Source organism: Pectobacterium odoriferum (assembly GCF_009931295.1).
GTDB lineage: Bacteria > Pseudomonadota > Gammaproteobacteria > Enterobacterales > Enterobacteriaceae > Pectobacterium > Pectobacterium odoriferum.
Genome location: NZ_CP034938.1, coordinates 3,392,617 through 3,415,960, shown reverse-complemented (window position 1 = coordinate 3,415,960; position 23,344 = coordinate 3,392,617). Strand labels below are relative to the sequence as shown.

At 41.9% G+C, this 23,344-nt stretch carries 22 protein-coding genes, 1 tRNA gene and 1 pseudogene; 19 read left to right on the top strand and 5 right to left on the bottom strand.

The features are described from left to right. Positions 1-21 precede the first annotated feature (21 nt). The 8 genes from EO763_RS15375 to EO763_RS15345 all read left to right on the top strand — a co-directional run bounded on the left by EO763_RS15375 (position 22) and on the right by EO763_RS15345 (position 7,497). The gene (locus EO763_RS15375) at positions 22-411 is read left to right on the top strand and encodes a hypothetical protein (RefSeq protein WP_161529480.1); all 390 of its coding nucleotides are present in this window, start codon (positions 22-24) and stop codon (positions 409-411) included. A gap of 488 nt (positions 412-899) precedes the next feature. Beyond that, on the top strand, positions 900-2,036 hold the full coding sequence (locus EO763_RS15370) for a D-alanyl-lipoteichoic acid biosynthesis protein DltD (protein ID WP_161529479.1): 1,137 nt from the start codon (positions 900-902) through the stop codon (positions 2,034-2,036). Then, a complete protein-coding gene (locus tag EO763_RS23770) occupies positions 2,033-2,155 on the top strand; it encodes a hypothetical protein (RefSeq protein WP_280117240.1) in 123 nt (40 codons plus the stop codon). The genes EO763_RS15370 and EO763_RS23770 overlap by 4 nt, the downstream gene beginning before the upstream one ends. A gap of 10 nt (positions 2,156-2,165) precedes the next feature. Then, complete coding sequence (locus EO763_RS15365; RefSeq protein WP_039532454.1) at positions 2,166-3,284, top strand: membrane-bound O-acyltransferase family protein; 1,119 nt, start codon at positions 2,166-2,168, stop codon at positions 3,282-3,284. Then, positions 3,281-4,714 (top strand): AMP-binding protein, encoded by a 1,434-nt coding sequence (locus tag EO763_RS15360; RefSeq protein ID WP_161529478.1) that lies wholly within the window; start codon positions 3,281-3,283, stop codon positions 4,712-4,714. Before EO763_RS15365 ends, EO763_RS15360 begins: the two co-directional genes overlap by 4 nt. A gap of 16 nt (positions 4,715-4,730) precedes the next feature. Beyond that, positions 4,731-4,952, top strand: a complete 222-nt coding sequence (locus EO763_RS15355; protein ID WP_010300175.1) for an acyl carrier protein — start codon at positions 4,731-4,733, stop codon at positions 4,950-4,952. Positions 4,953-5,182: 230 nt separating this feature from the next. Beyond that, positions 5,183-6,061 (top strand): TauD/TfdA family dioxygenase, encoded by an 879-nt coding sequence (locus EO763_RS15350; protein ID WP_044206730.1) that lies wholly within the window; start codon positions 5,183-5,185, stop codon positions 6,059-6,061. A 20-nt stretch (positions 6,062-6,081) separates the two neighbouring features. After that, a complete protein-coding gene (locus EO763_RS15345; RefSeq protein WP_244322004.1) occupies positions 6,082-7,497 on the top strand; it encodes an FAD-binding protein in 1,416 nt (471 codons plus the stop codon). 358 nt (positions 7,498-7,855) lie between these two features. Here the strand turns inward: EO763_RS15345 and EO763_RS15340 are convergent, their stop codons facing one another. Continuing rightward, positions 7,856-8,107: a hypothetical protein gene (locus tag EO763_RS15340; protein ID WP_244322003.1), complete on the bottom strand. Its 252-nt coding sequence runs from the start codon at positions 8,105-8,107 to the stop codon at positions 7,856-7,858. A 350-nt stretch (positions 8,108-8,457) separates the two neighbouring features. On the opposite strand from EO763_RS15340, the gene EO763_RS15335 reads away from it, so the two are divergent. From EO763_RS15335 to EO763_RS15290, 10 genes are all read left to right on the top strand, one after another. After that, positions 8,458-8,685 (top strand): hypothetical protein, encoded by a 228-nt coding sequence (locus EO763_RS15335; RefSeq protein WP_015841087.1) that lies wholly within the window; start codon positions 8,458-8,460, stop codon positions 8,683-8,685. Positions 8,686-8,737: 52 nt separating this feature from the next. Next, entirely contained in the window at positions 8,738-9,556 is an 819-nt protein-coding gene (locus EO763_RS15330; protein ID WP_161529476.1) for a nucleotidyltransferase domain-containing protein, read from the top strand. A 260-nt stretch (positions 9,557-9,816) separates the two neighbouring features. Then, positions 9,817-10,419, top strand: coding sequence for an HAD family hydrolase (locus EO763_RS15325; protein WP_161529475.1), 603 nt, complete (start codon positions 9,817-9,819; stop codon positions 10,417-10,419). Between the two features lie 6 nt (positions 10,420-10,425). Then, positions 10,426-11,730: a nucleotide sugar dehydrogenase gene (locus EO763_RS15320; RefSeq protein WP_161529474.1), complete on the top strand. Its 1,305-nt coding sequence runs from the start codon at positions 10,426-10,428 to the stop codon at positions 11,728-11,730. A 193-nt stretch (positions 11,731-11,923) separates the two neighbouring features. After that, positions 11,924-12,991, top strand: coding sequence for an SPASM domain-containing protein (locus EO763_RS15315; RefSeq protein ID WP_161529473.1), 1,068 nt, complete (start codon positions 11,924-11,926; stop codon positions 12,989-12,991). After that, positions 12,988-13,449, top strand: coding sequence for an NUDIX hydrolase (locus tag EO763_RS15310; RefSeq protein ID WP_161529472.1), 462 nt, complete (start codon positions 12,988-12,990; stop codon positions 13,447-13,449). The genes EO763_RS15315 and EO763_RS15310 overlap by 4 nt, the downstream gene beginning before the upstream one ends. Beyond that, entirely contained in the window at positions 13,446-14,624 is a 1,179-nt protein-coding gene (locus EO763_RS15305; protein ID WP_161529471.1) for a hypothetical protein, read from the top strand. Before EO763_RS15310 ends, EO763_RS15305 begins: the two co-directional genes overlap by 4 nt. Then, the gene (locus EO763_RS15300; RefSeq protein WP_161529470.1) at positions 14,617-15,768 is read left to right on the top strand and encodes a DegT/DnrJ/EryC1/StrS family aminotransferase; all 1,152 of its coding nucleotides are present in this window, start codon (positions 14,617-14,619) and stop codon (positions 15,766-15,768) included. Before EO763_RS15305 ends, EO763_RS15300 begins: the two co-directional genes overlap by 8 nt. After that, the gene (locus tag EO763_RS15295; RefSeq protein WP_161529469.1) at positions 15,755-16,690 is read left to right on the top strand and encodes a phosphotransferase; all 936 of its coding nucleotides are present in this window, start codon (positions 15,755-15,757) and stop codon (positions 16,688-16,690) included. The genes EO763_RS15300 and EO763_RS15295 overlap by 14 nt, the downstream gene beginning before the upstream one ends. A 3-nt stretch (positions 16,691-16,693) precedes the next feature. Continuing rightward, positions 16,694-17,590 (top strand): hypothetical protein, encoded by an 897-nt coding sequence (locus tag EO763_RS15290; RefSeq protein WP_161529468.1) that lies wholly within the window; start codon positions 16,694-16,696, stop codon positions 17,588-17,590. 141 nt (positions 17,591-17,731) lie between these two features. Here EO763_RS15290 and EO763_RS15285 read toward each other — a convergent pair. Continuing rightward, a pseudogene (locus EO763_RS15285) lies at positions 17,732-18,101 on the bottom strand (Arm DNA-binding domain-containing protein); the annotation flags it as partial. A gap of 210 nt (positions 18,102-18,311) precedes the next feature. After that, a tRNA-Arg gene (locus tag EO763_RS15280) sits at positions 18,312-18,388 on the bottom strand. Between the two features lie 398 nt (positions 18,389-18,786). Between EO763_RS15280 and EO763_RS15275 the strand changes: the two genes are divergently transcribed. Next, positions 18,787-21,240 carry a DUF3772 domain-containing protein gene (locus EO763_RS15275; RefSeq protein WP_161529467.1) on the top strand — a complete coding sequence of 818 codons (2,454 nt, stop codon included), beginning with the start codon at positions 18,787-18,789 and terminating at the stop codon, positions 21,238-21,240. 80 nt (positions 21,241-21,320) lie between these two features. Here EO763_RS15275 and EO763_RS15270 read toward each other — a convergent pair whose 3' ends face one another. Both EO763_RS15270 and dgcA read right to left on the bottom strand, forming a co-directional pair. Next, positions 21,321-22,181 carry a D-amino-acid transaminase gene (locus EO763_RS15270; protein ID WP_105879463.1) on the bottom strand — a complete coding sequence of 287 codons (861 nt, stop codon included), beginning with the start codon at positions 22,179-22,181 and terminating at the stop codon, positions 21,321-21,323. A 42-nt stretch (positions 22,182-22,223) separates the two neighbouring features. Continuing rightward, positions 22,224-23,204 (bottom strand): N-acetyl-D-Glu racemase DgcA, encoded by a 981-nt coding sequence (dgcA, locus tag EO763_RS15265; protein ID WP_161529466.1) that lies wholly within the window; start codon positions 23,202-23,204, stop codon positions 22,224-22,226. Positions 23,205-23,344: the final 140 nt, after the last annotated feature.

The following is a 23,344-nucleotide window of genomic DNA, read 5'->3' as shown; positions in this document are numbered from 1 at the left end:
TTGAATATTCAAGGAAATGAAATGTGCTCTGATAATAATGAAGCGCCTTTAGATATTTTTTCCGGTGAGTTTAGCATGAGCGACGATACCTGGACGCTTGATGCTGTGCGGTGGGTTTTTGTTGAGAAGAAAAAAATTATTGCCAGCCTGAAAGGGAAAATGAGTAGCGGCCCATTTAATGCAGAAATAACTTTATTTTGGCGAGAAGATGTCGGGCGTTATTCTGATAAAGGAGGGAAGATAGCCTATCGTAATTTCTGTTCTAATTATAAATATAATGATTTCTCATTGGAAGTTAGACAGTTAGATATTTATATAGAAGAAGATATTTGTGTCATAAAAAAAGCAACGTGGGGTGAGAATGGGCGTACGTATTCATTCTATGGTGAGTTGGAGCGGATGGGGGCGTGATGGAAATAGCGATAACCACGCACGATAGAAAAGGAATATGCAAATAGCACTACTCGCGGCCCACTAGCGTGTAGTTTTGGCATCCTGCCATGTTACATTGCTCTAAATCGAATCCGCCGTACAAGAGGGGAGGTTGCGCTCTGATTGTTATTTATAGTGGCAAGCGCTCCTGACCCTCCATTATCCCAACACTCACTTTAAAACTGGGAATCGGCGGTGCCCAGAGGCTCAAACTATGGATCTTTCCCCCTCATATTCAGACCGCGTAAGGGCGAATGAATGGCAGAGAACTCTTCTCCTGTCTCGATCTCGTGGGGCGCGTCAGCCTTATTCTGTGACGGACATAAACACTGTACATACCGTTACACAGCAACGCTCATCATCTAGGATAAGCCTAGTATATAATCCAAAAATACAGGGATCGATTTACTGTGAAGATAAAAATTCACAAATTTCAAACAATAAATATTATGTAGCCTTACTTTATAATGAAAATCAAAAATACTCTCTGCTTACATATCCTGATGGCTACCCTTGCCATCCTGTTTCTTAGCGTTCCCCCGCTGGTGAAAAGCATTGATCCGGCGCTGACATTCCAGCCACTGATTAACACAATGGAAGGGACGACAAAGGAACAAAAGGAAAAAATGGCCACCATTTCCCATGCGTTACAGGGGAATGCCATTTTCTTTCTCGGGGCTTCAGAGGTCTCGACCTCTGAAGACGAACATTACGCTGTATATAATTACTTTAATAACCAGCTACATCGTCCGGTCGTGGCGTATGGCGATAGCTATGTCGATAGCGTCACGCATTTTTTACTGCTCTCGCGCTTTAAAAACGATCTTAACGCGAACAGTAAGGTTGTTTTGCTGCTCGCGCCCGATAGTTTTTATTCAGCCGGTATTCCCCCGGCCATTTTTGCCAACAATTTCCCTGCACCTGTTTTTAATCCGCTGATGAAGAATGAGCGGGCGCGTCCCTTTTTAGTCAATTATCTACAACATATCGATAAAGAAGAGATAAGCCATTTAACCTTCGGCCAAATGAAGGTCTATGGCTGGGATCCGCAAATTATCTGGCAGGAAGTGAGTTATCAATTTGCTAATTTCTGCGAGCTGATAAAAAACGACTGGCTGGCGATGCTACATATTGTCCCCCAGTCTGCACAACCGTGGCCTCAGCAGCCAACCTCCAACATGACTCCAGACTGGAATCGCGAGTTGGCGCAGGCTCATGTGCTGAACCAGTCCCGCCAGCAAAGCGCAGAGACATTGTGGATGGATAAAACTGTGTTTGCAGACGATCAAACGCCGGAAGAGTGGGATAACGCACCGATTGTTCCGGCGCAGATGGAAGCATTACGGGCGACGATCCAACTGCTGAAAGCGCGTAATGCCCAGTTTGTGGTCATTGTCGATCCGATTAATCCGTGGGCGATTAATAACTCCCAGAAATTCCAGCCAGTCGACAGCCAGATCAGGTCGATGCTGGAAGAAAATCAGGTTCGTTATTTTGATATGTATGCGCAGCCTTATCAGAACGGCTGGAATTGGGATCGCCTGCATCCCACTGAATCGGCATGGGTCGCGATGGATCAATTTATTGCAGAGAGTTTTAAATGATGAAAACCGCCATTCGCCTTTTTTTCCTTTATCTCTTTCTGGCAGTCACCATTGCCGCGTGGACCTCTGTTGATGAAAGCATGAGTTTAAAAGTGCATTTTGAATATCAAAAATTCTGAAGGATGAATGATGTACAGCTCCGGAATGTTTTTTTTCCTTCTATTTTCATCAGCATTATTGTTTGCGCTGGTTAATCGCGTATTCAGTTATCGGCTGACGTATTTATCCGCCTTTTCCGTATTGGCGGTATTCGGCTGGGGATATATTTTCCAGGGGGATTATATTGTTCCCGTGGCCGTGTTCCTGAGCTTTTATGTTCTCGTCACCTTAAAAGAGAAAGGTTGGTTAAAAACCTGGCAAGCGGTCAGCCTGACGCTGCTGCCGTTGTTTTTGGTGAAATTACACCTCAACAACCACTGGGGCATGATCGGCCTGTCCTTTATGACCTTCCGCGCCATTGATGTGCTGCTTTATCGCAGCAAAAAAGATGGTCATAACGTCCTGCATTACTTCTGCTACCTCTTTATGCCTTTTATTATTCTGGCTGGCCCGATGTATCGCTGGCGGACATGGGTTAATGACATTAATAAACCGGTCTTCATCATTACTCGTGAGCAGTTTTTAGTGGCGATGGAGCAAATTTTTACCGGTATTATCCAGAAGTTCCTATTCGCTATGCTGATTAATAACCTGGTGATTGAGTCGTGGAGCCATCGCCCGTTTACATTAAGCGTGGGTGTCGTGATGTCGCTGGCCTACAGCGCCTACCTTTATTTTGATTTTGCCGGTTACAGCAATATGGCTATTGGGGCAGGGCGCTTATTTGGCCTGAACATCCCAGCGAACTTCAATATGCCTATTCTGGCGAAAAACCCGCAGGACTTCTGGCGACGCTTCCACATCAGCCTGTCTGAATGGCTGAGGGATGTGGTCTTTATGCCAATTTATATGAATCTGATGAAGCTCGACTTTTTCCGACAGAACAAAACATTGGCGCAGAATATTGGCATCTTCTGCACCCTGTTTTGTATGGGGGCATGGAACGGGCTCGAACGACACTATGTCATTAGCGGTGCGCTGTTTGGCGCCATTTCCGTTGCTCACAACATGTTGCAGTGGTCAGCTAAACGCAGCCCGGCGCTGAGCAGTTGTCTACATCATCCGGTTATTGTGTTCATCGGTCGCATTCTGACGCTGGCAAGCGCCGCGGCCTCCCTCTACATCTTTAGCGGAATGTCTCCTCTATGAACCTTCACTCAGAGCTTCAGGAACTGCAAGATTTCCTCCGGGCGGCATTACTCGACCCCGCGAACCCAGATCAGTTGGCGATTAGCGGAAGCGATGACGCGATGACCTGGCAACAACTCTCTGTCGCCGTTACCGACTGGTCGGATCGCTATCAGCATTGTCAGCAGCCTGCTGGCTCGCCGGTTGTGTTGTACGGACATCAGCAGGCGGAGTTTGCCGTGGCAATCTATAGCTGCTTGCTGCACAACATTCCGTATATCCCAGTGGATTGCATCTATCCACAGGAGCGGCTTAACGAGATTTGTCATCTGGCGAGCGCCCCTTATTATTACGATGTGGTGACCAGGCAGTTCATTGCTACCGGTGAGGCGGGGCAGGCGCTGGTCGAGCAAGATCTCGCCTATATCATGTTCACCTCCGGCAGCACCGGAAAACCCAAAGGGGTGCAGATTGGGCGTGAAAGCCTGTGGCATTTCATGAAATGGGTGCGCGAGGACTTTGCGCTGCCTGACGTGCCGGTGCTGATGAACCATGCGGTGTTCAGCTTCGATCTCTCTCTGATCCCGCTGCTGGCGAATCTGGCAACTGGAGGGCACATCGTTCTGAATGCGAAAGAGGATATCGCGGCAGAAAACTGGCTCGACCGCCTGAAAGACAACGGCGTTTCCGTCTGGGTTTCAACGCCCTCTTTCGCCTACCAGAGGCTGCTGTCTCCCCAGTTCAACAGTGAATATTTACCTGAACTCAACGTCTTCGTGTTCATTGGCGAAGTGCTGAACAAAGCGCTGGTAAAACAGTTACGCCGTCGCTTCCCGCATGCCAAAATTCTCAACTCCTATGGCCCAACGGAAGCCACTATCGCGACCACCGTCATAGAAATCACCGATGAAATCCTGCACAGTGAAAACGACCTGCTGCCAGTTGGCGCGATGATGCCGGACTCCAGAATGGAAATTACGTCTGAGGGCGAGCTGATTATTTGGGGCAAAAACGTGATGCGTGGCTACCTCGGGCTCGCGAAAGAGAATGCGGAAAAACTGCTGCATCGGGAGAGCGAAGCGTTCCGGGGCTACAGAACCGGCGACTTGGGCTACGAAGACGGGTTGCTGTACTGTCAGGGCCGCAATGACAGCCAGATCAAACTGAATGGCTACCGCATTGAAATCAACGAGATTGAAAATCGCCTGCTGGCGATATCCGACATCAGCGAGGCGGTTGTTTTGCCGTTGATGAAATCGGGTGGTGGCGTTCTTCGCATCGCCGCGTTCTGCGTGACGAATTTAGCGCCAGAAGCAATTAAAACGTCGCTCTCGAAGGTGATTCCGCCCTACATGGTGCCTTCCCAAATTATTATCAAAGATGCGTTGCCGCTTAATCCTAACGGCAAGATTGACCGTAAACTGCTGGACACCCATGCCCGCACGATCTAATTACCCAGGAAAAATGATGGAACAAGAAATACTCGCGCTGTTTGAAAAGATCTTATCCCGTAAAGTGGGCTTTAACGATGAGCTGATTGAGTCCGATATTCTTGACTCTATTCTGGCAGTCGATCTGGTGCTGGAAGTGCAGGACGTTTACGGCTGCGTGATCCCACCGACCGAAGTCGCCACCGTTCTGAAGACCCCTGCGGATTTGGCTCGTTACATTGAAGAGAACCGCGGCTAAGCCTGAAACAGCGACGGCTTTTGCGACTGTTAAAGACCCCGGATAGGTTTATCTGGGGTTTTTTAATTGGGGGGGTATCAAGGTCTATTATCTATTGGTGAAAAGAGGAGGGCAGTGATTCTCTATTCAAACCCTCCTAATTATTAAAATTGTATCCGTGGTGTTGAATATTTGTTGCCGATATTATCTGAAAAGATCTTTCAGCGATGGATAATACACGGAGAAGTAAAATGGACGCATTCACTTTAGAAGATCGATTTGATTATTATCCTTTAACCCATTCCCAAGGGGAAACCTGTCATTTTGGTGTACGTATTGAGCCTAAACAATCAGGCGTACATATTGGCGAGTTATCACCTAACTGGCTGCGTACACTGGTAGAAAATCAGCAATTAGTCATACTGCGGGGCTTTGATAGCTTTGTGAGTGCAGAAAATTTAACAAAATACTGTTCCGCTATTGGCGACATCATGCAATGGCCATTTGGCGCGGTGTTAGAACTGGTTGAACAACCCGATGCTACCGACCATATTTTTGCTAACAACTACGTCCCCCTGCATTGGGACGGGATGTACCTGAAAACCGTGCCTGAACTACAAGTTTTTCAATGCGTATCAGCCATTGGCGAAGATCAGGGAGGGCGCACCACGTTTTCGAGTACCACTGCGGCGTTACGCCTGGCATCACCCGAAACCAAAGCATTGTGGCAACGTGCAACAGGTCAATATCAGCGTGCAGTCGAGCTATACAGCAGTACCGCGCTGGCCCCTATCATAGAACAACATCCCTACCGCACTTATCCCGTCATTCGTTTTTGTGAGCCGCCGATTGCTGGTGATAAAGCGTTTTTGAACCCATCAACTTATCATTTTTCAGGCATTGAACCTGAAGAACAAGAGCAATTACTTAGCAGCTTGCAACACGCCTTATATGATCCACGGGTTTATTATGCTCATCAGTGGCAAAGCGGCGATATTGCGATTGCAGATAACTACTCGTTATTACACGGTCGTGAATCTTATTCGAGTCAAAGTGGCCGCCATCTACGCCGTGTGCATATTCATGCTAAACAACCACTGAATAACCCACATTTGGTGCAACCGTCATGAAACCACAAGATGTTGATCTCATGATTATCGGTGCGGGGCCTGTTGGTCTAGCCTGCGCCTATCTTGCTCAGCTGTCAGGTTTAAGTACCGTCATTATCGATAAATCACAAGGGCCGCTCACGGTAGGCCGCGCTGATGCGTTAAACGCGCGCAGCTTGCAGCTGTTTGAAATTATCGATTTATTCGATGAGCTTTATCCCTTGGGCAAACCCTGCAATACCAGTTCAGTCTGGTCAAAAGGCAAATTTATCTCACGCCAGTCCACATGGTGGGATTCCTTACAAGGCTGTTTTCACAAGCATTTTTTAATGATTGGTCAGGCTTATGTGGAACACGCGCTCGATAATAAGCTCACCGAACTAAATCATGGCGTACGCCGCAATACCTCTGTGCAAGATATTGTGCTGGAGGAAGACGGCTGCCTCACCACGCTTTCCAGCGGTGAGGTCGTTCGCTCCCGGTATTTGATTGGCGCAGATGGGGCACGATCGTTTGTGCGCCAACACTTTGCTATCCCGTTTGAGATCACTCGACCACAGATTACCTGGGCAGTGATTGATGGCGAAATAGAAACTGATTTCCCAAAAGTACCGGAAATTATTGTTTTCCAGACAGAAACCGCCGATGTCGCCTGGATACCACGTGAAGGTAAGATTGATCGTTTCTATATCCAGATGGAAAGTGAGGATTTCACGCAACAGCAGGCGATAGATAAAATTAACCATGCTCTGCAACCACACCGCCTGTATTTCAAATCGATTGAGTGGTACTCACAATTCTCGGTTAAAGAGTCTGTCGCAGAACACTATAGCCTTGAAAATAAATTATTTATCGCTGGTGATGCTAGCCATATTCACTCGGTAAATGGTGGGCAAGGGTTAAATACTGGGTTGGCTGATGCATTTAACCTCATCTGGAAAATGGCGATGGTTACTCATCATCATGCGCCCCAGACGCTGCTACACACTTACGAAACAGAGCGAAAAGCGGTCGCGCTGGAAGTCGTAAAAACGTCAGCGGAACTCGTGCGTTCAACCAAAACCTCAGAGACAGGCACCCATGCCGATGATTATGTAAAGATTGTCGAAAAACGCTCGGGTTACATCACAGGTATGGGCGTGCGCTATGGAACCGAGGTGAGTGTTGGCGAAAGGCTGCATGATTTTATGTGGAGGGATTCTCAATCTGGTCAGACAGGCAGAATTTACTCACAGCTAAATTATCGCAATTACAGTTTGTTCATCATTGGCACGGCAACTGTACCTGCATCATTGCCTGATATCGTCAATGTTCTGCACGTTGAAACGGGAAGTAGCCCCTATTCCGATCAATACCTGTTAGTTCGGCCAGATGGCTATATAGCGGCCACTGCTCCTCTCGACCAACCTTCCGCGATCGGTCATTACTTCAGTGACTGGCAAGCATCAGCAGTATAAACTCCGCTGGCTCAGTGCAGATTGCACTGAGCCTATTTTCCTCTGTCGTGCAAAGTGAAATAGACCTGGACGCATCACAAGGCAGGAACGTCTGGTTATGCATTGTGGGAAATAACGAAGTTTATGAACTAAACAAGTGCAGGGGATACCCTGCATTCATTTTTCATCAAACTATGTGAATAACTTCCCTAATCCTAAGCAGACTGCAATGGCGATGACGAAATGAATGGTTTTTTCATTCCACGGAGCATATCCAACTAATAAAATATAGATGATACAAAGAAAGGATATGCTGAAAAGAACAAATATGATGTTTTTAAATAAAAAATATGCCGATTTTTTTAAGAGTTTAAGCATATCATTTCATCCGGTATTCAACTTTATCAATCAGATTGCTAAACATACCTGCGCCATAAGTTCTGCTCATCTTTATCGCTTCAACCAATGGCTCGACTTGATCTTCGAAAAGAAGATCTAAGCCATCTCTTCTTAGCTCTGAATAAACTTCAGGATTCTGCTCTCTCAACGACTGGGATCTATATATTTTTCTACCCACCATTCCACCTAATAGCAATACATAATACACCATTGCGGTAGATACTTTTGACATATTACCAATGCGCTTGGATGTGGTTATCTCAGCCTGATAAACAATAAATCCATTGCCCATCAACTGAATTAAAATGCATAAATATTGAAATAATTATCACACTAAGAAATGAAATTATTTAGTAACATATTGCAATATATAAGCTCTATTTATAAAGCCTTAGAGATTATCAACCTAAGTAAGGTTGTTTATAATGCTGATTTATAAGCATTTAATTTTGTGAATTATTTTTATACAAACGTTCACCTTTTAAAAATTTATGTAATTCCACAATCGGAGTATGGTTATATAACTGCGTGAGTTTGCAGTTAAAACACATATCCAAACAATATGTAACAAGGAGTGAGTACATGAAAAACATGAATATTGCATCAGGTATGATTGGTGCTGGGATAATTGGTGGATTGGGATTGGCTGCTTTTAGTGCTTCAGCTAGTGTAGATACAACGTCAAGCAAAACAGCAACTCAGGTTGCTCCTGTACAAACTGAACAAACACAAGATAAAACGGCATCAAATAGCAAAAAAGTAGAGATCAAAGAAGCGACTCTGGCTTGTATGGCATGTTCAAACATTTAATGGAATAAACCAAGGGGGAGGGAACTCCTCCTTTTTTAAACAAGGATATGTCATGCAAGGATATTTAAATAAAAGTATTTTGCTCGAAAATTTAGAGAAATATTTAAAAAAAAGGAGCGTATTATTAGCTGAAGTTGTTGAAAAAATTAAAGCTAATGTAAAGTGTAATGTTGCATATCTAGGTGGTTCTATAGTTTATGGAATAAATAATATTTACTCAGATATAGATATATTGGCTATTGTAGATGATAGCTATAGCCACTTACCTGCTCAGTTGACACAATTTGAGATAAAAGGAGTAAGAGTCGATTGTCGGACCATATCTACCAGTAAACTAAAATCTGTAATAGACAACATACAAAAAAAAGCAGATATAATTGCAGATAATAAAAATCCTTTCAGGATTGGTTTAAGAAATGATGAGCATGAAGCTTTGGATAGAATATCAAATGGGATATGTTTACATGGGAAAGAGTTCAAGTATAAAAATTATGATGATTCGCTATCACTAATATTAACCTTCGATAGAATCAATGACTTTTTCGGCATATATCAAGATGTTGTAGGAGCACTACTATCAGGGCATCGATATTATGCATATACGCGCATAAATGAATGCGCAGCAAAATTGGTTGACATATTCTTATCAAGTAAAAATTATATAAATCCTTCTGTTAAGTCCAGGGTATTGGTGCTTGAAAGATTTTATCCAGATGACGCTATCACATTATGGTACAAATCAATTCTGGAAAATATAAGTATATTAAAAACTTCAGATGGTGAGATGCGTAATCACTTAAGAAAAATGAATTCAATGATTATTGATTTGCAATTAGAAAAATTAAAAATGATAGAGGGATATCATGGATAGTCAATACTATATCATGGAGGTGGATGTAAGAGTTGTAATAATAAATACTACTGAAGTTGTTGTTCAAAAAATGAACTCAATGTCAATGGATTCAAAATGCGTCATATTGAAGAGCGAACGATGCATTGAATTAATTAAGTACCTGATGAACTCACACTCTTACTTAGAAATAAATCAGTGTTTTAACGCGAATATTCAAAATTTAAATGATGTTATGATGACACTTATAAAATACAACATCCTTACTATAGGGCAAAGAAATGTTGTTCTTTAGTGAAATTTTAATTTTTTGGGGGTTATTTGTTTTTACTCCACCAAATTATACTAACACTTTTCCCTGTTCGCCAATCCCTTTCATACAAAATGGGATGTCAGAGAATTGGTCATATTTCGAAGATCATGAAAATAGTCAATATGAAAGAGTTGGTTATGATTTTGACGATACTATTTTAATATCCCAAAATGGTAGCGTAATAGATGGCAAACCAATGTTAAATTTTACTATTGTGAAGCAATTACTTTTAGATATTAAACTTAAACGGAAGGTTTACTTAATTTCAAATAGGAATGAAAAGCAAAGAGGTGAAATTATAAATTTAATGAGAACTATTGTTTCTCCGCAAGCTTTAATTAGTATTAATATAATACTTCTTGGTGGCACGAATGAACTGAAAGCTAAATACATAGAAAGCAATAAAATAGATGTTTATTATGGTGACTCAGATTCAGATATGGTATACGCAATAATGGGTGGAGCCAAACCTATCAGGGTATTAAGAAACACTATCTCTAAAGATAAACACGGCGCAAACATTGGCATCTTTAAAGAATTTATTATGGGGTGCTCGCAGAGAGCAAGTTGAGGATTTATGGGAGAGAATAGAATAGGAAGTCATATTGTTGCAGTTATTGGGTTGGGCTATATAGGCTTACCTGTAGTTTGTGAGTTTTCTAAATACTTCAATGTTATAGCCTATGATTGCAACCGAACCAGAGTTGAACAGCTGAGTAACAATATAGACTCAACTGGGACAAATTCATACAGATGTAGGAATGAGAAAAACATAAAATGGACTAATGATGAGTATGACCTTGAATTGGCTGATTTTTTTATAGTTTGCGTTCCTACACCTGTCGATATAAACAACAAACCAGACATAACATGTCTGATAAAAGCAACAACAACTGTTGGTCATTATCTAAGAAAAAATAGCATAGTTGTATATGAGTCTACTGTATCGCCGGGAACAACTGAAGAAGTATGCCAACCACTTCTTGAAGAATACGCGAAACTGAAATCTGGAAAAGATTTTTTTATTGGATTTAGTCCTGAAAGATTGTGCCCAGGGGATGATCTTCACTCCTTAGTAAATACAGATAAAATTGTATCATGTGCTCATGAAAACGGATTGCAGAAAATTTTTATGGTATATAAGCATGTGTATAAGAAAGGAATACACAAAACCTCAAGCATTAGAAGTGCAGAGGCCGCTAAAATATTAGAAAACATACAAAGAGATGTTAATATTGCATTAATAAATGAAGTGCATGAGGTTTTTCAAAAAGATAACATAGATACTTATGAAGTTATACGTCTAGCTTCAACAAAATGGAATTTTGGGAAATACTTTCCCGGTCTTGTTGGAGGACATTGCATAAGTGTTGATCCATATTATTTTATTGATTATGCAAATAAATCCGGGCATCCTGTTCCACTAGTAAGCGTATCGAGGAAGATTAATGAGGATAAAAAAGACATTATCATTGAGAAAGTCAATTCATTCATAAAAAATAATAAAATTACGAACCCTAAGATTGCCATCTTTGGAGTTACGTATAAAGAGAACTGTACAGATACGAGAAATTCAAAATCTTTATTGATGTACCAATCCCTTGTTAATAGTGGGTATGAAGTGCATTTAAATGATATTAAACTACTGAACAAATCGAAATGCATTACTAATTACGATATAAATATCACGTCGGTTGAAAATATATCTGGCTGTGATGTTCTTATCATTTGTGTTGCTCATAATGAGTATAAAAAAATGATTCTTTCAGACTATAAAAAAATCATTAATAATGAGTCTTTGATTATAGACATGAAAAATGTAATCAATGAAAAGCTAAATTTACAACTCTCTGAGCATAAGATTAAGTTAATTAAAGGATAACAAATGATAAGCTTAAAGGATTTGATTAGAAATGACCTTCCAGGTAATTTTAATGAGGCATACAATCTCTATAAAAGAAAAGAACTGGTGCTTTGTAACCTAAACGGAATTATAGTACCACCTTATGAAATTCTTATACACCCATCGAGTTACTGTAACTTAACTTGTCAGTGGTGTATTGGAGAGCATATACATGTCGAGAGCAGCGATGATATGGAGCCTCATTTTGTACCAAAAAAAAAATGAGTCTATATTGCCGAATATTCTTCATGATGAAAGTGCATTGCTTGCAGTTGTAGAAAATATACTTTCGTATAAAAAGACAGTTAAAACTGTCATTGACGGCATACAAATCGATAAAGTCTTTAGTGTAGAGAATTTTAGTTTTTCAGGTATTACAGGGGAACCTTTGGTAGCTAAAAAATCGATTATCTCAGCTATCAGAAAAATAACATCAAAAGGTAAACGAACTGGTATGTTTACTAACGGATTAAAAATCTCATCAGATTGTTGTGATGTATTATCTAGATTGTCTTATATCAATATAAGTGTTGATGCAGGAAGTAACTCAACTTATAATAAACTCAAGTGTTCAGGACGAAAATATCAAAGCTCAGATCTCGATAAAGTTTTTTCAAAAATCTACCTTTTAAATCAATTTAAAACTCTTAACGCTACCAGCCTTGAAATTAATTGTTCCTGTATATTATACCCAGAGAATTATCGTGAAATCTATACACTCGCCTCAAAATTAAAAAAATTAGGAGTGTCGAACTTAAGGTTAAAAAAAGATATTTATGGTGAGAAGGTTTTAAATGAAATCGAGAGAAAAGAATGTCTTGAGTTAATAGAGAGAATCAAATGTGATCTTGAAGATACATCATTTAAACTAATTACTGTACACGATTTGAATAATCAAAAAGAGCAATTACAGGATTTTAGCTCCTGTCTGATTTCTAAAATGATGGCAGCGGTAGGTTCTGATGGTATGTTGTATCCGTGTAATTATCACCCGAGACCAAATGGATACGCATTAGGAAATCTCGTGGAGAACTCACTTGAGGATATTTGGGAGTCACAATACCGAGCAAATATCGATAAACAACTTCCCTGCATATGCCCGTCAGTATGCGATCCATTCAAAACCAGGTCGAATAGACTATTTGATAGATTAGAAAATGAATACAAGACTAATGACCCAAAATTAATTCATGAATTTTTTCATGAATCCGAGACTATTTTTGGAGGTAAGTTAAAATGAGACAACCAGCACAAGTACTAGTAGTACCATTCAAAATTACTAAAGGTGAATTATTATTAGCAATTTTAAAGCGTCACGATATGGACATGTGGCAGTGGGTTGCAGGTGGAGTTGAAGAAAATGAGTCTATACAACAAGCAGCTTTAAGAGAATCCCAAGAGGAGCTTGGAGTTCTCTGTAGTGATTTAAAAATCATTACATTAGAGTCAAAATGCTCTATCCCTAAGATATATTTCGATGGAAATGAAAACTGGCCTAAAGATAGATTTACTGTCACTGAGCATTCTTTTGCAATTGAGATACCTGCAAATCAGGAACTTTCTTTAAGTTTAGAACATTCTAGTCATCAGATTATTAAATACTCCGAACTGTGTAATTTCCACACATGGGACAGTAATCGTACAGCTGCATGGGAACTTCACCAGAGATTATTAACTACTGGAGTTATTACACGATGAGAGGCTACCCATCCTTGCCCGTAAAAGCTTTTTTTGATGGTTTTGAATGGAAAAGTGGTGGGTGGATTTTTAAACAAATAGATAAGAGTGGGAATTTTGTTATTGAGTTTAATAAAACTGCTGAAAAAAGTAACTTTTTGGCAATTTCAAGTTTTATAAACACACATGCTCATATTTCACATCTCCCAAGATATAGCAATCAATGCGGTTCAGATGTTTTGGAAGGAAAACCTAACATAGGTGGGGTATCTTTTACTGATAATGTTTTCAATTCTTCAAATGATTGTACTATCAATGGTGTTAATATTGTTTGCTCTAGTATTAGGCCTGAAAATATAAATGATCTCCTTAGTGTATATAATGACTTACCCATTAATGTCGTACCATTTATAAGTGTTAAACATTATCATGACAAAAAATTAATTATATTAAAACTAAATGAGATTATTAGGTTTTTTGAAGCGTACAATATACCAATTAGACCTGCCATTATAATTCACTCGTTATATAACATAACAGAAGATGACTTGGCTTTTTATTGTGAATACTCCTTGAAAAATCGGATTGTTATTAGTATTCATCTGTTTGAGTGGGAGGGGGAGTTATTATTTTATCAGAAACCATATGCTGATTATAACGACAGCATTTATTTAAGAATGAAACGTAATTGGCAGTCTATAAATTTGGATAATTGCTTGGTTAAAATCCTCAATAACAAGTCCTTAATGAAAATTCTTGTTCATTGCAGTTACATCCCCAAAGAATTGTTAAGCATAAATTGTAATGATAGTACATTAATTACTCTTTGCCCCTCATCATGTATAAGGCTTAACAATCCAGTTTTACTACCGATGGACTTCAATAATATTGCTATAGCTACCGATGGCTATTACACAAACATGGGTTATAATCTAATCAATGAGTTGAAAGTTTATAATGTTACATCGCGAGTTCGTAATAACTATTATGAAGCGAATGCTCTTTTATCTAGCATTACGGGTAATCCACAAAAATTCATAATTCATTCTGGTTTAATAACAAGCAGAAAACTAATTCATAACTTCAGGAATTTGAATTTTTTTAAAAAAACATCTGGTTATATACCTGATGGTTTTATTGGTGCTGATTTTATTAACTATAACGATAGCTATCAAAGGTTTTTTTATTATGAATGAATTTATGTGTTTTGGTGAACCGAATATCGGTTGTAACATTGACGACGAATTTGTTGATAGGTATATTAACCAACTATCAAGCATTATGAAGAGTAAAAGCTTTTCTGCAAATTCATTGATTGAAAAATTTGAGAGGAAATTTTCTTTTACTTTTAATGAAGCAAACTTTTCACTCATAACAAATGCAACCACCGCGTTAGAGTTAGCCTTGTATGTTGTAAAACTTGAGTCAGGTTTTGCACATGTTGTGACTCAAGCCATTGGTTTTTTCGGCGTGCACTCTATGGTATTAAGTCGTGGATATTCTTTGACATTATGTGATGTGCAAAAAACTTCTTTTGACTTCGATTATTCCGAGCTAGAAAAAAAACTACTTAATGGCGCAAATGTGATTCTAGTCACTCATATGAACGGGATCCCTGTAAATATGAATTCAGTAACAGATATTGCAAAAAATGTTTCCCACATAACAAAAAGGAAAATATGGATAATAGATGATCTTTCAAGGAGTTTAGGTGCTAAAATTGATTCTTGTAATATTTCTACATTTAGTGATTTTTCCGTATTTTCATTTCAATCAAAAAAACATATGACGCTGTTAGGGGAAGGCGGAGGGGTTGTTTGCAAAGATTCAGCACATATGGATTTTATCAAGGCAGCCCGTGGTTTTGGGAATAAAAAAACATATGGATTCAATCATAAAATATCTTTTTCACAAGTATTGTTCGGATTGAGTTTTTTAGATGTAGTCCAAGAGCAAATTGATAAAAGAATCTCGATGGGATTATCAAGAGACAAAGCTATATCAAAAATTGGATTTTTTGATTTCCTATATCCCGATACCATTGATTTTAAATGTACTTACTATCTTTACACTTTGAAAATTAATGAAAATTATCCTTCTGAAGTACGTGATCACATTATTAACATTCTAAAATCCAAAGGAATAGGATGTTCAATTGCCAACTTGCCTGTATACAAAACATCAGTTTTTCTAAATTCTCACTTAAACTTTCCCGTCTGCACAAATGCTGATAACTTAGGGCAAAGAATTTTTTCCGTATCTATGCATCCTTCTTTCAGCGACAAAGATGAGGAATATGTAATTAATTCTTTGTGTGAGATTGCAAATGCATATAAATAATACATTAGGTGAGGTTCAGAAGTTATTCGTAGGCTTTCCGAATTATCGTCGCTTCAAAACACTGAATGATAATATTTTAGTCATGATTGGCCTTGGCCCTTTAGCTAATCAACAAGTTTGTTTAAAAAAATGTGTAATTAAAAATCCAGATTTATTCAATAGTTTCTTTGAAAGGATTATCAATAATAAAAATCCCTTAGTTTATCAACTTTTACCTTCCATTAGTGGTGGTTTTATATATCATAATAATGATTACTATATTTATGCCTACAAAAAAGTATCAGGTGACGTATTCACGTTCACTCGAGAGAAGGCAATAAATTTAGGTCAATCCCTTTCACGCTTGCATAACCTATTGAACGTTGTTGATGTAAAGACAAACCCTACTATTTTAGAAAATATGATTGAACAATTCCTATCACGCAATCTAACTTCATTAAGTAATGGGATTCTCAGGAGTCAATATGTTTTGGATTATTTAAGAAATCACCCTGACATATATCAAAAACCGCAATCTCTGGTCCATGGGGATATGTGGGCTCAAAATATTATTACAAACCGTCATGAAATTACATTTATTGATTTCGACTGCATAAGAATTTTTTATAACGATTATGAATTGATGAGGTGTTTTTTTATCTCTCTCATTGACTATATAATAAAAGAAACAGTACCTATCCAAAATTATATATTTAAGTTCAAGGGATATTTTAAGTCGTATAGGAAAAATTGCGACCTTGATTTATTATCAGCTTTCGAGTTTTACCTCTTCATTTTCTGTTTAGAGTGTGAAGTGGAAGATATGGCACGCCATAATGCAAGGATGCATACTTTTCTCCGCAAAAGAAATGTACTCCAATTTATCTTGCTAAAGAATCTAAAGGTTATTTTTTATGAATTTAATAATTTAATGGTGGAATAAATCATGTCGCAACACAACTTTTTTATCAAACTAGATTTGCATTGTGATGTCAAAATTATTTGCATCGAAAGCAATGATAATGAATTTTTGTTTTTTTTGAAATCGTTATTCTATAGTCATTTATTTAATGTAGAAGGTGAGTTTAATGTAGACGTTACAGTTTCTGCTGAGTTTGGGTTACCATTAATGGATTTTACGGAATTAAGTAAATCCTTTAACTCGGCACGTTGTGGTTTATTAGCAAGCTCTTCATGTGATTCAACTCGGCTTCAATTGTTTGGGTTGTTTAAATCGAAGGGGTTATATAAGGCTGCGTTTAGAGAGATACGTGACCATATTGATACATTCATTATAAATAATAACGTCATGACCTTGCATGCTTCCTGTGTTAGCGATAGCCGTGGTGCGATATGTGTTATTGGTGATAAGTTTGCAGGTAAAACAACGCTCATGCTTAAGTTGCTCTCGCTTAATTATAATTTCATATCAAATGATAAACCATATATATATAAGTCAGAAGATAATTTTTATGTCTTTTCTTTACCTGTAAGTGCTGGTATTCGCTACGGAAGTTTAGATATTTTTCCTTATTTAAAAGATAGTATACAAGATCGTTCTTCCTCTGATGAAGTTGAATTTTCCACACAAGGTAGAGTTCATTTGTCACCAAGAATAATCTGCGATATTTTTAACACAAGTTACTGCAATCACTCTGCTATCAGAAAGTTTATTTATCTAGAAACGAATTATAAAAAGGATAAATCTCTTCTTTTTTCTAGTGAAAAACTCGATGAAAACATTCTAAGTTGTAAAGACCTAACTCTGCGTGATTCCTTTCTTGATGCAGAGATCAAGATCTGCTCATCATATGAAGAAGCTTTATCAGAAGCTATTTGTTAAATTTGGTAATCTATAGTAATTACTTCCAAAAGAGACTAAATAACTTCACCAAATAGTAGATCACTCGCCCAGGTTGTGCGACCTGATCAATCGCCAAATATCCCAAATCACCAATCGGGCTGAGTGGTGTCGATCAATCAAGATCAGGTCTTCAGCGTCCCCCTTCGACCAGTTAGGGCGTTTGTATTCATGCCATTCGAGAGCGATGCTTTGAAGGTGTTATCAACGAGCGTTTGGCGCAGTTGTTTGTCCACCTTCTTCTGTTCGCTGGGGTCAGTCCCGGTAGCAATTTGGCGTTTGGCTTCATCACGGCGTTGTCGGGCTTCAGACAGGGTAATTTCAGGATATACCCCAAGCGCCAGTGTTTTCTGTTTACCGTCGAAGCGGTATTGAAGACGCCAGTATTTTGAGCCGTTAGGGTGGACCATCAGATGCATCCCTTCACCATCGGTAAGTTTATAAGCCTTGTCTTCGGTTTGGCTCTTCTGACTTTTACGTCGGTGAGTGGCATAGCAGATCTCCATATTGAGGTGTCGGCATACGCTGGCTGTTGGTATAAGAATTCATTGAACGGGCTTGTACCATCACTTATACCAAAAAATCCTACTTGATGTACGTAGATATCGGTAGAGTCTGGTTGACTGAAAGCAGCGAATTTATAGCTAATTCACTGAATTTTAGGCATAAAAAAAGACGTCGGTTGACGTCTGTTTACTTGAAATGGTACGCCCTACAGGGCTCGAACCTGTGACCTACGGCTTAGAAGGCCGTTGCTCTATCCAACTGAGCTAAGGGCGCATTTCAAAAAAGAAATGGCTGTTGCTTGTCACAACAGTGGGCTGGATTATACCCACACGTCCCAGTGAGTCAACGGGTTGGCGCTGGATTTACGCTATACGGTGAATCCCTGTACAACTTTGGTGAATGTTGCTTTCTCTGGTGTGACTTTTTTGCACAATTGCGAGCCTCGTCCACATGAACTACACATAGCAATGAACATTTCAGTTTTATCTGCTAGATGCGTTCAGTAATTCTTTTCAAGTTATGATCGAGCGTATTCTGCATCCTGCGCTATTGGTACACTATGCCCGCATTCGTTGGGTTTTGGATGAATGTGGGCTGCTTTCACGTGCTGGGTTTGTCGCCCGGTCATTTGTGGATCCGCTATTTTGTCGAACTTTGGAACCTTTTGATTTATGAACATTCTTTCATCCGCATTCTTGCGTGTTTGTCTGCTGGCGATGTTGTTGCTGCCTGTTGGATATGCATCGGCGGCGAGTGCGGATTCTGATCCTGACCCACAGCCCGCGCAGACCGATGCGCCCGTAAAAATTAATGTTGATGCCGAGTTGATCAAGCTGCAAAAACAGTTAGATAACATCAAGCAGCAGGTTTCAGGCACAAATAACGACAGCAAATTTGGTGCGTTGAATGACACAACGCAGGAATTGGTCAATAACGCTAACGAGCTTGCTAATGCTGTGGCACCGCAGCGGGCTCAAATTCAGGCTCAGTTGGATGTCTTAGGGCCTGCGCCAGAGTCCGGCTCCAGTATTAATGAAACCAGCGAAGTGACGCGTAAGCGAAACAGTCTGAATACGCAAAAAGCAAAAATGGATGCGCAGATCGAGCAGATTCAGGCTTTACGCATCGGGGCGGCCAATTTGTCTGCGCAAATTGTTACTCTGCGCCGTAATGCGCTGAAAACGCAACTGGCATTGAATTCCGGTAGCATTCTGGGTGGGCGCTTCTGGGCTCCGCTTGTGGCTCCGCAGGCTGAAGATGTACGTCGCCTGAACACCTTTCAGGATCAATTAAGTGATGCCTTTACGGTGGCCTGGGAGCCGGACTGGCGTTACGGTTCTGCACTCCTGGTTTTGATCGCCATGGCCATGAGTTCGGCGGGGCGTCGGTATCTGGAGAAATGTCTGGCCTGGGCGGGAATTCACTGGCTGCCGGAAGGGCGTCTGCGGCGGAGTTTTTTAGCCACGGCGTCAGTTATTTCAACCGTGGCCACGATCGGTATCGCGGTGAATCTGATCGACTTTACGTTTACACGTCATGGTGAGGCTTCAGAGCGTGTCGTGTCGTTCCTTGATGCGCTGGTGCGACAGGCAATTTTCTGTTCGATGATCGCTGGGTTGGGGCGCGCATTCCTTTCTAATCAGCGCCCTTCATGGCGCTTGCCCGCGATTGCTAACCCTGTCGCAAAAGCGATGAAGCCGTTTCCCGTGGTTGCCGCTGGCATTATTCTGATCTTCGGTTTTATTGAACAAGTTACGGCGACGGTAGGGACATCGGTCGCGGCAACCATTATGGTGAACGGCTTATCTGCACTGTTCCTGGCCTTTACTGCAGGGACGATAACGCTGAAAAGCGATCAGATCCGTCGGCAGATGGTGCACTCCGGGGAACAACCGGAAGCGCGTTCGACATTATCTGGCATTATTCATCTTGCGGTATTGGCAACGGCGTTTGCTATTTTGGTGTCGCTGGTCATCGGTTATATCTCACTGGCTCGCTTTCTGGCTTTCGAACTGGTGTGGATCGGTATGGTGTTCTCCTGCCTGTATTTGTTCTCAACGTTTATTACCGATATCTGCGAAAGCCTCTTTTCTCCCAACAATGCCTGCGGTAAGCGAATGAAGAATTCGCTTAATCTGGACGATCGGCATTTGGCTCAGGCCACATTGATTCTGTCGGCCGGCGGTAAAGTCCTGTTAATTTTAATGGCAGCCGTCGCCTTACTTAACGGAACGTTTGGTACGACGACCCCGCTGGAACTCGTGCAAAAAGCCGTTGAAATTTGGGGCGGGAAAGGTCTGGAAACCTTAAGCATCGTGCCGGCGCATCTGGTCAATGCTGTGCTCTTTCTGGTGGTGGGGATTTATGTTTTACGTTCCTCAAAACGCTGGCTGGAAGATGAATTCCTTCCTAAAACGACGTTAGAACGCGGTATCCGTGCGTCGCTGGTGACGCTGTTCAGCAACATCGGCTACATCCTGATTATCCTGCTGACGTTGGCGACATTGGGGATTGAATGGAACAAGCTGGCATGGATTGTCAGCGCGCTGTCGGTGGGGATCGGTTTTGGTTTACAGGAGATCGTGAAGAACTTTATCTCCGGCCTGATTTTGTTGACGGAACGCCCGGTGAAAGTCGGGGACTCGGTCAGTATCAGTGGAGTTGAAGGGGATATCCGGCGGATTAACGTGCGGGCGACAGAAATTCAACTGGGCGACCGTTCGACGGTGATTGTGCCGAACTCTCAATTCATTTCACAGAATGTACGCAATATGACGATGGGGAACCCGTTTGGGGTCGCGACGCTGGCGCTGACGTTCCCGCTCGATGTCGATCCTGAAGAGGTTCGGACACTTTTGCTGGATGCTTACATCAACCATGATGCGATTCTGGAGTCACCGGCACCGTCAGTGAAATTCAGTCAGTTGAACCCAACGGGCATGGTGCTGAGTGTCACGGGCTATGTCAGCAGTCCGAGAATGGTATCGGAAGCGAAGAGCGGTCTGCTGTTTGAGATTATCAAGCGGCTACGGGCATCAAACATTCCGCTGGCCGTACCGCAGAAGATGGTTCTGGAAAACTCAGGGTTTGCGCTGCCTGACGGCATTTCGGGTGAGGATAAATAATGTGCTCAGCCATCCGTTATCCGGCATTGAACGGGTAACGGATGAGTATCTAAGCCGTGCTTACAGGACGTGAGGTACGGCTATTCTCCCTGCTGTTTAATCATATCGAGATAGATTTCACGCAACCGCTGAGTAATTTTTCCGGGCTTGCCGTCGCCGATTGTTTTTCCATCCAGCATCACGACAGGGAGAACAAGCATGGTGGCTGAACTGACAAAAATCTCTTTGGCGTGATACGCCTCTTCCGGCGTAAAAAAGCGTTCCTCCAGCGCAATGCCATCCTTTTCTGCCAGCTTGAGCAGTGACTGACGCGTAATGCCGTGCAGAATAGCGTTGCTCAATGGGCGGGTCACAACCGTGTTGTCATGCAGGACGATATAGCAGTTACAGGAACTGCCTTCGGTAATGAAACCTTCTTCAACAAAGAAAGCATCGTCGGCCTGATTGGCATGGGCATACTCTTTTGCCAGGCTTGCGGCGAGCAGGCTGACGGTTTTGATGTCCCGACGTTGCCAGCGAATATCCTCGGTGGTGACAACGTGCAGGCCCGTTGTGGCTTTCGGGTTACCGACCAGCGAACGTGCCTGAGTGAATAAAACCAGCGTGGATTTGACGTCGGCAGAAGGGAAATAGAAGTCACGATCGCCCGCATTGCCGCGGCTAAGCTGTAAATAGATCGCGCCTTCTTTCAAATCGTTTTTATTGATCAGCTCATCGTGAATATCTTTGAGTGCCTCAGGTGTAACAGGCAACGTGAGCGATAGCTCGCGGCAGGAGCGTTGCAGGCGAGTGATATGGTCGGGGAAATCAACCAGTTTGCCATCAATGACCGCTGTCACTTCATAGACGGCATCGGCAAACAGGAAACCACGGTCAAATACAGAAATTTTTGCTTCGTTTTCTTCTAAATACTGTCCATCAACATAAACAAGACGTTGCATCACAACACTCCTTAATAGTTGCTCAATGCAGGTTAACGCGCGTTATCCCCACAATAATGCGTCGGGCGGTAATATTTCGCTACCGTTATAGTGCAGCCCGTTAGTGCGATCGTGTTGCAAGAGCAGCGGGCCATCCAAATCGACCACGGCGGCACCTTGCGCCACGACAAAAGCAGGTGCCATCGAAAGCGATGTACTCACCATGCAGCCGACCATAATTTTTAAACCTTGCGCCTGTGCGTATTTTCGCAGACGCAGGGCTTCAGTCAGTCCGCCGGTTTTATCCAGCTTGATGTTGATCATGTCATAGCGGCCGACCAGAGCGGCCAGCGACTGACTGTCATGACAGGATTCATCGGCACAAACGGGAATCGGGCGGGGCAAGTCTGCCAGCACATCATCTTTGCCTGCTGGGAAAGGTTGTTCGATCATCGTTACGCCAAGCGCAGCGAGTTCAGGAACCAGTGCCAGATAGCGTTCGGTGTCCCACCCTTCATTGGCGTCCACAATCAGACGTGCTAACGGTGCACCTTCGCGCACGGCAGCAACTCTGGCCAGATCGTCGGTGTCTGCCAGTTTTAGTTTGAGAAGAGGGCGAGTGGCATGATGTATTGCGGTGTGGCGCATATGGTCTGGCGTATCCAGCGATAGCGTATAGGCCGTCTCTAAAGCCGTAGGCGAAGGGAGATCCAAACGCTGCCAAATGCGCTGTTGGTGTTGTTTGCACTCCAGATCCCAGAATGCACAATCGAGCGCATTGCGTGCCGCGCCGGCAGGCAGGATGGTTTGCAGCGTCTCCCGATCTAAACCGTTACGGAAGTCGCTGTGCAGTGAGGCAATCTGTTCCATTACGCTGTCAACGGACTCGCCATAGCGTGAATAAGGGACGCATTCGCCGTAGCCTGCCACGTTGTCAGACTGGAGCGCCACAACAACGACATCCGCCTGACGCTTGCTGCCGCGTGAAATGGTAAAAGCGCCTTCTATTGGCCAACTCTCGGTGAAATATCGCATCTCAGTCATAAGCTTACTCTCGGACTAACTATCCTGTGCCTCACTGGCATAAATGCCTTATTTACAAGGCCTGAGCGGGTTATCAAGTGTAATGCTTCTTCCGGTACGTATTCTTCATTTTTCGCGATTTTAGCCAGAAATTGATGAGG

Coding starts and splice junctions, on each gene's coding strand:
- EO763_RS15375 (WP_161529480.1), top strand. CDS start 22: ATGTGCTCTGATAATAATGAAGCGCCTTTAGATATTTTTTCCGGTGAG.
- EO763_RS15370 (WP_161529479.1), top strand. CDS start 900: ATGAAAATCAAAAATACTCTCTGCTTACATATCCTGATGGCTACCCTT.
- EO763_RS23770 (WP_280117240.1), top strand. CDS start 2,033: ATGATGAAAACCGCCATTCGCCTTTTTTTCCTTTATCTCTTTCTGGCA.
- EO763_RS15365 (WP_039532454.1), top strand. CDS start 2,166: ATGTACAGCTCCGGAATGTTTTTTTTCCTTCTATTTTCATCAGCATTA.
- EO763_RS15360 (WP_161529478.1), top strand. CDS start 3,281: ATGAACCTTCACTCAGAGCTTCAGGAACTGCAAGATTTCCTCCGGGCG.
- EO763_RS15355 (WP_010300175.1), top strand. CDS start 4,731: ATGGAACAAGAAATACTCGCGCTGTTTGAAAAGATCTTATCCCGTAAA.
- EO763_RS15350 (WP_044206730.1), top strand. CDS start 5,183: ATGGACGCATTCACTTTAGAAGATCGATTTGATTATTATCCTTTAACC.
- EO763_RS15345 (WP_244322004.1), top strand. CDS start 6,082: ATGATTATCGGTGCGGGGCCTGTTGGTCTAGCCTGCGCCTATCTTGCT.
- EO763_RS15340 (WP_244322003.1), bottom strand. CDS start 8,107: ATGTCAAAAGTATCTACCGCAATGGTGTATTATGTATTGCTATTAGGT.
- EO763_RS15335 (WP_015841087.1), top strand. CDS start 8,458: ATGAAAAACATGAATATTGCATCAGGTATGATTGGTGCTGGGATAATT.
- EO763_RS15330 (WP_161529476.1), top strand. CDS start 8,738: ATGCAAGGATATTTAAATAAAAGTATTTTGCTCGAAAATTTAGAGAAA.
- EO763_RS15325 (WP_161529475.1), top strand. CDS start 9,817: ATGTTGTTCTTTAGTGAAATTTTAATTTTTTGGGGGTTATTTGTTTTT.
- EO763_RS15320 (WP_161529474.1), top strand. CDS start 10,426: ATGGGAGAGAATAGAATAGGAAGTCATATTGTTGCAGTTATTGGGTTG.
- EO763_RS15315 (WP_161529473.1), top strand. CDS start 11,924: ATGTCGAGAGCAGCGATGATATGGAGCCTCATTTTGTACCAAAAAAAA.
- EO763_RS15310 (WP_161529472.1), top strand. CDS start 12,988: ATGAGACAACCAGCACAAGTACTAGTAGTACCATTCAAAATTACTAAA.
- EO763_RS15305 (WP_161529471.1), top strand. CDS start 13,446: ATGAGAGGCTACCCATCCTTGCCCGTAAAAGCTTTTTTTGATGGTTTT.
- EO763_RS15300 (WP_161529470.1), top strand. CDS start 14,617: ATGAATGAATTTATGTGTTTTGGTGAACCGAATATCGGTTGTAACATT.
- EO763_RS15295 (WP_161529469.1), top strand. CDS start 15,755: ATGCATATAAATAATACATTAGGTGAGGTTCAGAAGTTATTCGTAGGC.
- EO763_RS15290 (WP_161529468.1), top strand. CDS start 16,694: ATGTCGCAACACAACTTTTTTATCAAACTAGATTTGCATTGTGATGTC.
- EO763_RS15275 (WP_161529467.1), top strand. CDS start 18,787: ATGAACATTCTTTCATCCGCATTCTTGCGTGTTTGTCTGCTGGCGATG.
- EO763_RS15270 (WP_105879463.1), bottom strand. CDS start 22,181: ATGCAACGTCTTGTTTATGTTGATGGACAGTATTTAGAAGAAAACGAA.
- dgcA (WP_161529466.1), bottom strand. CDS start 23,204: ATGACTGAGATGCGATATTTCACCGAGAGTTGGCCAATAGAAGGCGCT.